The organism is Stenotrophomonas sp. 1337, from assembly GCF_031455455.1.
GTDB lineage: Bacteria > Pseudomonadota > Gammaproteobacteria > Xanthomonadales > Xanthomonadaceae > Stenotrophomonas > Stenotrophomonas indicatrix.
This window is the reverse complement of record NZ_JAVDSR010000016.1, coordinates 55,815-68,678: the sequence shown is the minus strand read 5'-3', so window position 1 is coordinate 68,678 and position 12,864 is coordinate 55,815. Positions and strand designations below refer to the sequence as shown.

Below are 12,864 nucleotides of genomic sequence, written 5' to 3'. Positions count from 1 at the left end.
TCTGGGGAGGAACAAGGCTTGTTAAGAATTCATAAACACCCTAGGATCGAGTTCCCGCCCCAGCGGGAACTTTCACTGCCCGTCCCTGTCTGAACTGGTCCGATGCGTACCTTCCTGCGTCTACCGCTGGCCCTTCTGATCGCCCTTGGCGCGATCACGGGCGTGCACGCGCAGAGCAAGGACACCCGCACCGTCATTCCGGTCTGGAACAAGGGCAGTGGCAAGGTCGAGGCCCTGCTGTACCTGGAACCGACCGGCGAGCAGGCCGTGGGCGCACGCTGGCATTTCGGCCGCAATTCGCTCGATGCTGCGTTCGGCCTGTCTTCGGGCGACTCGCTCGGCCTGCTGTGCAACAGCAGCAGCGGCTCCAGCATCAGCGGACTGGCCAGCCATTGCATGCTGGCCAGCCTGGGCGACGACGATGATGCCATCGGCTCCAACCGGCGCCTGACCGGTACCGCCGCGCTCAACCGTGGCACCGGCCGCCTGGGAATCACTGCCGGCACTGGCCGCGAGACCCTGCCCGCCTGGCTGGCCACGCCCAGCAAGACCCCGTCGCTGCGCGCCGAACAGAATGACCTGACCGTGTTCGCGCAGAAGAACATCGGTCGCGAAGGCTTTGTCTCCATCGCCGGCACCTATGCCAAGGCACGCCTGGTACCCCTGGCTGACGCCTCACCGGCCATCGTTGACCGCTGGGACAGCAAGAGCCTGAGCCTGGGCGCCGGCTACGGCAATTTCAGCGGCAGCATCATCGGCCGCGTGGTTGACGTTCCCGGCAAGCCCGGCAAGTGGGAAGGCCTGGGCATCGGCCTGACCTGGCGCACCCCGTGGTCCGGCCAGCTCACCGTCGGCGCGGAAAACGTCATCAGCCGCGGCAAGAACCCGTTCTCCCCGCGCAACGAAAGCAACGATGACGGCACCGTGCCGTACGTGCGCTACGAGCAGGATCTGTAGTCGCTCATCGACCGCGAACAAGCTGTGTTGAACATCGGGCGCCCAGGGGCGCCCGAATTGTTTCTGGACACATCTGTCAAGTGCGAAAAGCACCTATCCGTTACAAACGGATACATCACGACATGCATCAACTGAAACTTTTTTGTGCGTCGAGGGCAGGCAGGCGCGGTTGCGTCCCTTCCCACATCCAGATAACTCATTGAAATAAAAGAAATCAAAGCGCATTCATGTGTAACCACAGCGTGAATTAACGCAGCTTTAATTTTTGGCTGGGGGCCGTTACTATCGATTCAGCCTCGCGATTTTGGAGCCTTCTTTTTTGGCACCGCCGCGCAGGCACTACCCCAGCCAAGATTTCTTGGAGAGAGAGAGCCAATGAATTTCCAGTCCAACAAGCTGCGTGACGCTGTCGTCGTCGCGCTGATCGCCGGTGCGGCGACGTCCGTAACGGCCCAGGCGCAGGAAGCGACCAACCTGGATCGCATCTCGGTGACCGGTTCGCGCATCAAGAGCACCGACATCGAAACCTCGCAGCCGGTCCTGAGCCTGACCCGCGCCGACATCGAAAAGCAGGGTGTGACCTCGGTCGCCGACATCCTGCAGCGCATCTCGGCCAACGGCGCTGCGCTGAACCGCACCTTCAACAACGGCGGTGATGGTTCGGCCGGCGTCAGCCTGCGCAACCTGGGTGCCGAACGCACGCTGGTGCTGGTCAATGGCCGTCGCTGGACCACCGGCTTGGACGGCAGCGTCGATCTGAACACCATCCCGACCGCGATGATCGAGCGCATCGACGTCCTGAAGGACGGCGCTTCGACCATCTATGGTTCGGACGCCATCGCCGGCGTGGTGAACATCATCACCAAGCAGAACTTCGACGGCGCCGAAGCGAACGTCTACAAGGGCCAGTACAGCCAGGGCGACGGCGAGCGTGAAGCCTATGACTTCAGCATCGGCACCACCACCGACCGCGCATCGCTGGTGCTGGGCGCGTCCTACGTGAAGGAAGGCAGCGTCATGGCCGGCGATCGCAAGATCTCCGCCGGTGGCCCGCCGTTCTTCGGCGGCCAGAGCGCTACCGGTATCCCGGGCTCCTACATCCGCAATGATGAGCAGTACGTCATCATCAATGGTCAGGAAACCGTCTTCGATTCTGACATCCACGGCTACAACACCTCGCCGGACAACTACCTGCTGACCCCGCAGGAACGTACCTCGCTGTTTGCGACCGGTTCGTACAATGTCACCGACAACGTCACCTTCCGTACCGAGGCGATGTACAACGAGCGCAAGTCCGAGCAGCTGCTCGCGGCGATGCCGGTGACCGGCCAGCGCCTGAGCGCCAACAGCATCTACAACCCGTACGGCGTTGACCTGACCAGCGTTGCGCGTCGCTTCAATGAAACCGGCGGCCGTTCGTTCAACCAGAACGTCAAGAACTGGCACTTCTACGGTGGCTTCGAAGGCTTCTTCGAATTTGCTGACCGCAACTTCGACTGGGACGTCGGCTACCGTTACGACAAGACCGATCAGAACGACCTGACCTATGGCCTGTTCAACCGGTCGCGTCTGGCCGAAGCCTATGGTCCGTCGGCAATTCGTGATGGCCAGGCTGTCTGCCTCAACGCTGCTGGCGCGGTCATCTCTGGCTGCGTGCCGATCAACCCGCTGGGTGGCCTGGGCTCGATCTCGCAGGAAGCCCTGGACTACGCCTCGTTCACGGCGCATGACTCGGCAAGCCTGGTTTCGCGTGGCTACTACGCCAACCTTTCCGGTGAAATCGTGCAGCTGCCGGCTGGCGCACTGGCCTTCGCCGCAGGTTACGAATACCGCAAGGAAAGCGGCCAGTTCGATCCGGACGCCTTCATCGCTGCAGGCCTGAGCACCGGCAACGGCGCTGCTCCGACCAAGGGCTCCTACGACCTGGACGAATTCTTCGTCGAATTGTCGATCCCGGTGCTGGCTGACCTGCCGGGCGCCAAGCTGCTCGACTTCAGCGTGGCTTCGCGCTACTCGAAGTACAGCAACTTCGGCAACACCACCAACAACAAGTTTGGTTTCCGCTGGAAGCCGATCGACGACCTGATGATCCGCGGTAACTACTCCGAGGGCTTCCGCGCGCCGAGCATCAACAACCTGTACCGCGGCGACACCGACTCCTTCGAAACCTACGCCGATCCGTGCTCTTCCGGCAATGGTCGTCGTACCGGTGCAGTTGCTGCCCAGTGCGCCGCTGAAGGCGTGCCGGCGGGCTTCCTGCAGCCGGGTGCCGGCAGCGGCGCCAACAAGCAGACTCCGGTCGCCTTCACCTGGAAGTCGAATCCGGATCTGAAGCCGGAAACCTCGACCAGCAAGACCCTGGGCGTGGTGTGGAGCCCGAGCTTCGTCAGCGGCCTGAACGTGACCCTGGACTGGTGGCAGATCGAGATTGAAGACGCGATCACCCGCCCGGCCATTCAGGACATCATGGATCGCTGCTACGGTGGTTCGCCGCAGGAACAGGCAGCCTACTGCGGCCTGATCACCCGCGACCCGAACTACGGCACCCCGACCCAGCGCTACACCATCACCAACGTCGACATGCCGCTGCAGAACCTGTCGTCGTACAAGGTGGAAGGCTGGGATCTGGGCGTCCTGTACAAGCTGCCGGAAACCTCGTTCGGCCAGTTCACCATCAGCTGGGACAGCACCTACCTGTCCAAGTGGAACACCAAGTCCACCGACGATGCTCCGCTGGATGGCCGCGCAGGTCGTTACCTCGATCAGGATCCGTACTGGCGCATCCGTTCCAACCTGTACGTCGACTGGTCCTACGGCGATTTCGGCGTGAACTACGGTCTGCGCTACAAGTCGGGCATGACCGAAGAATGCCCGTTCGATCCGGTGCGTGACGCCGACCTGGTGGGCTACTGCTCCGACGGCCAGAACGGCAAGAACCACATGGCCTCGACCACTTACCACGACATCCAGGTGCGCTACAACACCCCGTGGAAGGGCACGATCATGCTGGGTCTGAACAACGCATGGGACAAGCAGCCGCCGGTCTCGTACTCGACCTCGTACAACATGTTCGACCCGCAGTACGACCTGCCGGGCCGCTACATGTACATGCAGTACAAGCAGAAGTTCTGATCGCTCCACTGATCAGCTGATGCAGCAACGGCCCCGCAAGGGGCCGTTGTTTTTTGTACGTTCGCTGCTGGCATCAACACCAACGAAAAAGGCCGCGGCACTGCCGCGGCCTTTCTGCATCCAGCGATGAAGAACGCCTCAGCCGTTCGGAATCAGCGTGTCGATCAGATGCTCGACATACGCTTCAAAATCCTCGCGCGCCTGCTTGGGCTGCTGCAGCTGCAGCGACAACTGCAGGAAGCCGACATAGGCGGCGTAAGCCAGGCGTGCGCGATGGCGTGCATCGGTCGAGCTCAGGCCCGCCTGGCGGAACGAGGCGATCAGGTAATCGAGCCGTCGCTGCGACACGCGGTCGATCACCGGCCGCACCATCGGATGGTCCAGTGCCTTCAGCAACTCGCTGTAGATGATGTGCGGCTGCACTTCGTGCGCCACCATCTGGAACAGCTGACGCAGGCGCACGCGCGGATCCGGCACATCTTCCAAGCTGCCGAACACCTGTTCCTGCTCGAACAGTTCCCAGCGTTCCAGTGCCGCCTGCAGCAGCGCATCACGCGAGGGGAAGTGCCAGTAGAAACTGCCCTTGGTCACGCCAAGGCGGCGCGCCAGCGGCTCCACCGCGACGGCGCTCACACCTTGCTCGGCAATCAGATCGAGGGCCGCCTGGGCCCAGTCTTCGGCACTCAGGCGGCTGTTGCGGCCGGCACGCGGTTCGCCGGCGGAAGCGTCAGGTTGATTCATGTGCTGATTTAACCATACGCCGGGGTTCGTTGCAGTACGCGGTTGCGGCCGAAACCGTCGGCAGCCGGGCCGAGAGGCATTCCCGCAGCGCACCATACCGTGCAGTATTGACATCCCGCCGAACCCATCCATACTAGCGAGTATGGTTATGTCCCCTACTCTCGCTGCATTCCATGACCTGCGCCTGGAGGCGGCCCACGGTGCCTCGCTGGCTGCAACCGCCAGCACCTCCGGCCGTCGCGGGCGCGTACTGTTCGCGCATGGATTTGGCCAGACCCGCCATGCCTGGACGACGACGGCCAAGGCGTTGTCGGCAGCCGGCCTGCAGACCCTGGCTTACGACGCCCGGGGTCACGGCGATTCCGACTGGAATGCGGCCGATCTGGCGTACCACGGCGAGCAGTTCGCCGATGACCTGATCGTGCTGGCCGGCGAACAACCGCGACCGCCGGTGCTGGTGGCTGCCTCGATGGGTGGCCTGTTCGGCCTGCTGGCCGAATCACGCTGGCCAGGCCTGTTCTCGGCCATGGTGCTGGTGGATATCACCCCGCGCTGGGATACCGCTGGCGTCGAGCGCATCCTCGCCTTCATGACCGCGCATCCGGAAGGATTCGCCTCGCTCTCCCAGGCTGCCGATGTGATTTCGGCCTATGTGCCGCATCGCCCGCGCAAATCCGAAGACTCACTGCGCGCGTTGCTGCGCGAAGATGGCCACGGTCGCTGGCGCTGGCACTGGGACCCGCGCCTGGTGGCCGAACTGGCCCGTGACAGCGAGCAGCACCAGGACGCACTGGCCGAAGCCGCGCGCCAGGTGAAGTGCCCCCTGCTGCTGGTCAGCGGTGGCCGCAGCGACCTGGTCACCCCGCAGACGGTGGCCGAATTCCTGGCATTGGCGCCACACGCACGCCACGTACAGTTGCCGCAGGCCACGCACATGGTCGCCGGTGATGACAACGACGCCTTTACCGCTACTGTGTTGGACTATCTGGACGTGTTGCCCGCAGCGGATGCTGCAGCTTCGTCCGCCATAAACGAGCACGTCACCGGAGCACGCTCATGAGCCTCGTCATTCCCTTCCTCGCCCTGCTGCTGGCAGGCGCGTTCGTCGCCTACCACCGCATGCGCCTGCTGACCTGGACGCTGATCAGCGTGGCCCTGCTGGTGGCCTGCTGGTTCATCCCCTACGTCAACCAGACCGCCACGATCGTCGCCGCCGCGATACTGGCCGTGATCGTCGTGCCGCTGCTGCTGCCGTTCATCCGCAAGCCGCTGCTGACCGGCCCGATGATGAAGGTGTTCCGCAAGGTGCTGCCGCCGCTGTCGCAGACCGAGCGCATCGCCCTGGAAACCGGCTCGGTCGGCTTCGAAGGCGAACTGTTCACCGGTGATCCGGACTGGAACATCCTGCTGAATTACCCCAAGCCGCAGCTGACCGCTGAAGAACAGGCCTTCCTCGATGGCCCGGTCGAACAGCTGTGCACGATGGTCAACGACTGGGAAATCACCCACGTCCATGCCGACCTGCCGCCGGAACTGTGGGCCTTCATCAAGAAGAACAAGTTCTTCGGCATGATCATTCCGAAGGAATACGGCGGCCTGGGCTTCTCCGCGCTGGCCCACCACAAGGTGATCCAGAAGCTGGCCTCGGTGTCTTCGGTGGTCAGTTCGACCGTCGGCGTGCCCAACTCGCTGGGCCCGGGTGAACTGCTGGTGCATTACGGCACCCAGGAACAGAAGGACCAGTACCTGCCGCGTCTGGCCGATGGCCGTGAAGTGCCCTGCTTCGGCCTGACCGGTCCGTTCGCCGGCTCCGACGCGACCTCGATTCCCGACTACGGCATCGTCTGCAAGGGCGAGTGGAACGGCGAGCAGGTGCTCGGCGTCAAGCTGACCTTCGACAAGCGCTACATCACCCTGGCGCCGGTCGCCTCGCTGATCGGCCTGGCCTTCCGCATGTACGATCCGGATGGCCTGATCGGCCAGACCCGGGACATCGGCATCACCCTGGGCCTGCTGCCGCGCGAGACCGCCGGCGTTGAAATCGGCCGTCGCCACTTCCCGCTGAACTCGACGTTCCAGAACGGCCCGATCCGCGGCAAGGACGTGTTCATTCCGCTGACCCAGCTGATCGGTGGCGCTGCGATGGCCGGCAAGGGCTGGAACATGCTCAACGAGTGCCTGGCCGTGGGTCGTTCGATCACCCTGCCTTCCACCGCCAGCGGCGGTGCCAAGGCGGGTGCCGCGGTCACCGGCGCCTATGCGCGCATCCGCAAGCAGTTCGGCCTGTCGGTCGGCCGCTTCGAAGGCGTGGAAGAAGCGCTGGCCCGCATCGGTGGCAAGGCGTACAAGATCAGCGCGCTGTCGCAGGCCACCGCCGCTGCTGTGGACCGCGGTGACGTGCCGTCGGTGCCGTCGGCGATCGCCAAGTACCACTGCACCAACATGAGCCGCGAAGTGATCTCGGACATGATGGACGTGATCGGCGGCAAGGGCATCATCCTGGGGCCGCGCAACTTCGCCGGCCGCAGCTGGCAGGCCGCGCCGATCGCCATCACGGTGGAAGGCGCCAACATCATGACCCGCAGCCTGCTGATCTTCGGCCAGGGTGCGATCCTCTGCCACCCGTGGGTGCTGAAGGAAATGAAGGCCGCGCAGGACCCCGACACCCGTGCCGGCCTGCAGGACTTCGACCGCAGCCTGTTCGGCCACATCCGCTACGGCATCTCCAACGCCGTTCGTTCGTTCTGGTTCGGCCTGACCGGCGCACGCTTCGGCGCTGCCCCGGGCGACGCCTACACCCGCCGCTACTTCCGCAAGCTGGACCGTTACTCGGCCAACTTGGCGCTGATGGCCGACATCTCGATGATGACGCTCGGCGGCAAGCTGAAGTTCAAGGAATCGCTGTCCGGCCGTCTGGGCGACGTGCTGAGCCATGTCTACATGACCAGCGCCATGCTCAAGCGCTACCACGACGAAGGCGCGCCGCAGGCCGACCAGCCGCTGCTGGCCTGGGCCTTCCATGACAGCGTGCACAAGATCGAGGAATCGCTGTCGGCTGCCCTGCGCAACTTCCCGATCCGTCCGATCGGCTGGTTGATGTGGGCACTGATCTTCCCGCTGGGCCGTCGTGCCGAGGCCCCCGGCGACCGCCTGAGCCGTCGCGTGGCTGCGCTGCTGATGGCCCCGAACGAAGCCCGCGACCGCCTCGCCAGCGGCGTGTTCCTGACCCCGTGCGAGAACAACCCGGGTGGCCGCATCAACAGCTACCTGAGCAAGGCGATCATGGCCGAGCCGGTGGAGCGCAAGTTCCTGAAGGCGCTGAAGAGCAAGGGCATCGAGGCGCTGGACTTCAACAGCCAGCTCGACGAGGCCGTGGCCGAAGGCGTGATCACCCAGGACGAGCGCAGCCTGCTGGAAGAGCTGCGTACGCTGACCCTGGACACCATCACCGTGGACGACTTCGACACCCACGAACTGCGCGCGGCCAGCTACTACGACCGCCAGAACAAGGACCCGCACTCGCAGGCGGCCTGATCGCCCGCGACACGCGTTGCCTCGACGGCGGGCCTGGCCCGCCGTCGCTTTGTCCGCCAACCGGAAACCGCCATGTCCACGCCCCTGCTTTCGCTCTATCACCGCCTGCAGCGCTGGCCTGCCGGTACCTGGCTGTTCTCGCGCGCGGTGTGCTTCAAGGCGCCCTATTTCGCCAGCATCGCCCCGCGCATCACGCGCCTGGAGAACGGCCGCTGCGAGGGCACGCTGGCCGACCGCCGCAAGGTGCGCAACCACATCGGCACGGTGCACGCGATCGCAATGTGCAACCTGGCCGAACTGACCGCCGGGCTGATGGTCGATGCGTCGCTGCCCAAGGGCATGCGCTGGATCCCGAAGGGCATGCAGGTGCAGTACCTGGCCAAGGCGCGCGGCACGCTGCAGGCGACGGCATTGCCGGCGCAGCCGATCGTGGTGGCGACCGAAGGCTATGCGTTGCCGGTGACGGTGAGTGTCCGCGACCGCGCGGGGACGGAGGTGTTCAGCGCGGTCATCGACATGTGGGTGTCGCCGGCGAAGTGATGTTGCCGCGAACGGCGCAGCCCCTCGTGGGTGGACGGCGAAAGCGGTTTATCGGTTGGGCCGGAGGGGTGGGTCCATGCGGGGACGCCGCAAGTACGTCCCTGTAGGCTTAGCCGCGCCATCCATGGCGCGGATACCCCGCCCGGCCCCACCCCTCCGGCCTCGGACGGATCTCTGCGGCTTCCCCCACGGAAGAGAAAAAGAAGAGCAAAAGCAAAAGCGACCCATCGGCCGCTTTTTTTCATGCACGCAGAACCCACGAGCGCAGCGACCCGCTGTTGCTCTTGATCTTCTTTTCTTCTCCGTGGGCTGGCCGCGCACGGAACCTGTCAGGGGTCGGGCGGGTTGGGTTCGCGGGGGTGTCCGCGGCATGGATGCCGCGGCCAAGCCTACAGGGACGTACTTGCGGCGTCCCCCGCGAACCCAACCCGCCCGACCAACCCCATGACAGCTCTACGCGACCAACCCACGAGTGGCTGCGCCGTTGGCCGGAAATCACGCCAGTGCGCGAAACACCAACGCCAGGATCGCCGGCACCGCCTGGATCATGAAGATGCGCCGGCTCACGCTGTAGGCGCCATAGCACCCCGCCACCACCACGCACACCAGCGAGAACGTCACCAGCACCGGCTGCGCCAGCACCAGCCCCACCACGATGCCCGCCGCCAGGAAGCCGTTGTACAGGCCCTGGTTGGCCGCCAGCACGCGCGTGGTCTCCGCCTTCTCCGGTGAATTGCGGAACGTCTTCAGGCCCAGCGGCCGGGTCCACAGGAACATCTCCAGCACCAGGAAATAAACGTGCAGCAGGGCGACCAGCAGGGTCAGGGCGAGCGCGATCCAGTACATGGGCAGTTCCTTGGACAGGGATGGAGAATGGGGTCAGATCCCTTACCCTGCGGGAAAGGGATCCGACCCCGGAAAATCAACGGTCGCGCGGCAGCTTCTTCTCTTCGCGCAGCACACCGAACGCCGCCAGGGTCATCAAGCCGGCGACGGCTACACCACCGATGAACACCACGTGTGAACCGAACAACGACAGCCCCTTGTGCAGCCAGGCGAAGGTCAGGTCGGCGCCGCGGTACACCACCGTGTCGATCGCCGCGCCGGCCTTGTAGCGCCACTGCCGGTCCACGCGGGTGTAGATGGTTTCGCGGGCAGGCTTGGCCAGGGCGAACTCGCTGGCGCGGGTCATCACCTGCACCACCGCCACCATCAGCGGCATCGGCGATGCGGCCAGCACCGAGAAGCCGATCAGGATCGCAAAACCGGGAATCAGCAACGCCGGGGCGATGCCGTGGCGCGACAGCAGCCAGCGGGTCAGCCCAAGCTGCATCAACAGCGCCAGCGCGTTCACCGCCAGGTCGATGCGCGAAAAGAAGGCGGTGGCAGCGCCTGCATCGTTGAACGAGGCACGCACGATGCTGGCCTGCTGGTTGTACAGCAAGGTGCCGACACCCACGCCGAACACCACCATGATCGCCAGCCAGCGCAGCAGGGGCTCGCGCACGATCAGCTTCAGGCCATCGAGCACGCTGCCGCCCATCGGCTGCTCACCCGACACCAGCTGCTGCTCACGCTCGCGCAGCACCGCCCAGTGGCGCAGGCGCCAGATGCACAACAGGCACACGACCAGGAAGCCGGCCGAAACCAGCATCAGGTTGGCGATGCCCACCCGCTGCACCAGCGCACTGGTGATGATCGGGCCGAGGAAGGCGCCAACAGTGCCGGCCGCACCGATGTAGCCGTAGTAGGCCCGCGCCTGCGCATTGGAGAACACATCGGCCATGAAGCTCCAGAACACCGCGACCGCAAACAGGTTGAACACGGTGATCCAGAAGAAGAACGCCATGCCCCGCCCGGGTACGCCGCTGTCGAACAGTGCGTAGAAGCCCAGCAGGGTGGCGATGAAGAAGCCGTACACCGCCGGCAGGAACACCCGCCGCGGGAAGCGGCTGACCAGCCAGCCATAGACCGGCTGCAGCACCAGCATGATCACGAACACGCAGGAGAACAGGAACTGCAGGACGAAGTCCTTCAGGGCGATGCCATGGCTGGCGAACCAGGCGATCAACGCCGCCGGGAACACCGTCTCCAGGTCGGCCGAAGCGGCCATCGCCTCGCGTACCGGCCGCAGCACGTAGTAGCCGCTGAGCAGGCAGAAGAAGTACAGGAACGACCACCACAGCGCCGGCGACTCGCGCAGCGCGACCAGCAGGCCCTTCAGTGCCCCGCTCTCCCGCGCCGCGCTCACGCGGCTCCCCTCGCCCGCAAACGGCGGTTGGACAGCGGCATGGCAGGCTCCGGGGGCAGTGAAGCGCGTACGTTATCCAATGCACTGCAACATCGCCAGCGCAGGCGGCGCCGATGGCTGCAACGCAGTGTCACGGACCGGCCCGGCAGACACCTTGTGATACACGCTTTTCTGGCGTCAAAAATCCAACTTTTTCAACGAGATGCGCATTCATCTTCGCTTTGTTTGTGCACAGGCGAAAAGCGGCGCTAGAATCATCCCCAGCAGTCGCGCACGGGTTCCAACCGATGAAAAAGAACAGCCTGCGTCGTCCGATCCGTTCGGCGGCCACCGGTTTGCTGGGCATGTTGATGCCCCTTGCCTTGTCCACCACCGCGCAGACCCCGCCGGCGTTGCCGCCGATGCCGACCAACATCGAAACCGCTGCCGGTGGCGCCGTCGCCCACACCCAGCCTGCGGCCTACCGCACCGGGCTGGTGCCGCAGGTGCAGTTGCCCGCTGCCGGTTTCAACGTCGCCAACATCGAATCGATGGCGCAGCAGCTCACCTATGGCGAGCGCGTGCCGGGCATGGCAGTAGCCATCGTGCAGGGCGGCCGCGTGCTCAGCGCGCGCGGCTACGGTGTCACCGACGTCAACAACCCGTTGCCGGTCGATGCCCACACCGTGTTCCGCCTGGCGTCGCTCTCCAAGGCCTTCGCCGGCACCATGGCCGGCCTGCTGGTCAACGACGGTACCCTGCGCTGGGACAGCAAGGTCACCGACTACGTGCCGGGCTTCCGCCTGAACTCGCCGGAGGCCACCGACCGCCTGACCGTGGCCGATGTACTCAGCCACCGCGTCGGCCTGCCGTACAACGCCTATGACCGCGACATCGAAGGCAATGCCGAGTACTACGCGCTGACCCAGAAGCTGGCCAACACCAGCCTGAAGTGCCTGCCGGGCGACTGCTACGCCTACCAGAACGTGGCCTTCAGCCTGATCGGCGACGTCGTGTATGCCGCCTCCGGCAGCTTCTACGAGCAGTCGGTCGAACGCCGCATCTTCAAGCCGCTGGGCATGAACGATGCCAGCCTCGGCCTGGCCGGCATCCAGGCCAGCTCGCGCTGGGCGCGCCCGCACGTGCGCAGCCGCAACGGCTGGGTGTCGCTGACGCCGAAGCCGACCTATTACCGCGTCGCCCCTGCTGCCGGCGTCAACGCCAGTGCCAGTGACATGGCGCAGTGGTTGCTGGCCCATACCGGCCACCGCCCGGACGTGCTGCCGGCACCGCTGCTGGCGACCCTGCACTCCAGCCTGATCAACACACCCGGCGAGATGCGTTCGGGCTGGCGCCGCGAACGCCTGCACTCGGCCGGCTACGCGCTGGGCTGGCGCACCTTCGACTACGCCGGTCACGATGTCGTGTTCCATGCCGGCGCGGTGCAGGGCTACCGTGGCCTTGTTGCACTGGTGCCCGAGCGCGACCTCGGCATCGCCATCATGTGGAACGGTGAAAGCGGCCTGCCCAGCGGCCTGCTGCCGACCGTCCTCGATGCTGCCCTGGGCCTGCCGTCGCAGCGTTGGCTGGACGTGGACACCGACTTCGGCAGCGACAACCTGATGGCCGAGGGCGCGACCCCGGCACAGCAGGACAAGCGCAAGGGCAAGGGCGCTTCGGGCAACCGCGCGGTGGCCTCGCCGCGCTGAGCTGGCGAGCTCGACCGTAAA

At 65.0% G+C, this 12,864-nt stretch carries 9 protein-coding genes; 6 read left to right on the top strand and 3 right to left on the bottom strand.

All coding sequences use genetic code 11. The features are described from left to right. Positions 1 to 102: 102 nt before the first annotated feature. Positions 103 to 957: a hypothetical protein gene (locus tag J2X70_RS18315; RefSeq protein ID WP_032952038.1), complete on the top strand. Its 855-nt coding sequence runs from the start codon at positions 103 to 105 to the stop codon at positions 955 to 957. Between the two features lie 375 nt (positions 958 to 1,332). Next, positions 1,333 to 4,089 (top strand): TonB-dependent receptor, encoded by a 2,757-nt coding sequence (locus J2X70_RS18310; protein ID WP_080148256.1) that lies wholly within the window; start codon positions 1,333 to 1,335, stop codon positions 4,087 to 4,089. Between the two features lie 138 nt (positions 4,090 to 4,227). Here the strand turns inward: J2X70_RS18310 and J2X70_RS18305 are convergent, their stop codons facing one another. Then, positions 4,228 to 4,830 (bottom strand): TetR/AcrR family transcriptional regulator, encoded by a 603-nt coding sequence (locus tag J2X70_RS18305; RefSeq protein WP_025877807.1) that lies wholly within the window; start codon positions 4,828 to 4,830, stop codon positions 4,228 to 4,230. Positions 4,831 to 4,972: 142 nt separating this feature from the next. Here J2X70_RS18305 and J2X70_RS18300 point away from each other — a divergent pair, with 142 nt between their 5' ends. The 3 genes from J2X70_RS18300 to J2X70_RS18290 all read left to right on the top strand — a co-directional run bounded on the left by J2X70_RS18300 (position 4,973) and on the right by J2X70_RS18290 (position 8,904). Continuing rightward, the gene (locus J2X70_RS18300; protein WP_309911566.1) at positions 4,973 to 5,890 is read left to right on the top strand and encodes an alpha/beta hydrolase; all 918 of its coding nucleotides are present in this window, start codon (positions 4,973 to 4,975) and stop codon (positions 5,888 to 5,890) included. Continuing rightward, positions 5,887 to 8,364, top strand: a complete 2,478-nt coding sequence (locus tag J2X70_RS18295) for an acyl-CoA dehydrogenase (protein ID WP_025877803.1) — start codon at positions 5,887 to 5,889, stop codon at positions 8,362 to 8,364. Before J2X70_RS18300 ends, J2X70_RS18295 begins: the two co-directional genes overlap by 4 nt. 72 nt (positions 8,365 to 8,436) lie before the next feature. Then, positions 8,437 to 8,904, top strand: coding sequence for a hotdog fold domain-containing protein (locus J2X70_RS18290; protein WP_025877801.1), 468 nt, complete (start codon positions 8,437 to 8,439; stop codon positions 8,902 to 8,904). A 495-nt stretch (positions 8,905 to 9,399) separates the two neighbouring features. Here the strand turns inward: J2X70_RS18290 and J2X70_RS18285 are convergent, their stop codons facing one another. Further along, positions 9,400 to 9,750 (bottom strand): DUF1304 domain-containing protein, encoded by a 351-nt coding sequence (locus tag J2X70_RS18285; protein WP_033831781.1) that lies wholly within the window; start codon positions 9,748 to 9,750, stop codon positions 9,400 to 9,402. A gap of 76 nt (positions 9,751 to 9,826) precedes the next feature. Further along, on the bottom strand, positions 9,827 to 11,155 hold the full coding sequence (locus J2X70_RS18280; protein ID WP_309911562.1) for an MFS transporter: 1,329 nt from the start codon (positions 11,153 to 11,155) through the stop codon (positions 9,827 to 9,829). Positions 11,156 to 11,442: 287 nt separating this feature from the next. Between J2X70_RS18280 and J2X70_RS18275 the strand changes: the two genes are divergently transcribed. Continuing rightward, on the top strand, positions 11,443 to 12,843 hold the full coding sequence (locus tag J2X70_RS18275; RefSeq protein WP_025877795.1) for a serine hydrolase domain-containing protein: 1,401 nt from the start codon (positions 11,443 to 11,445) through the stop codon (positions 12,841 to 12,843). Positions 12,844 to 12,864: the final 21 nt, after the last annotated feature.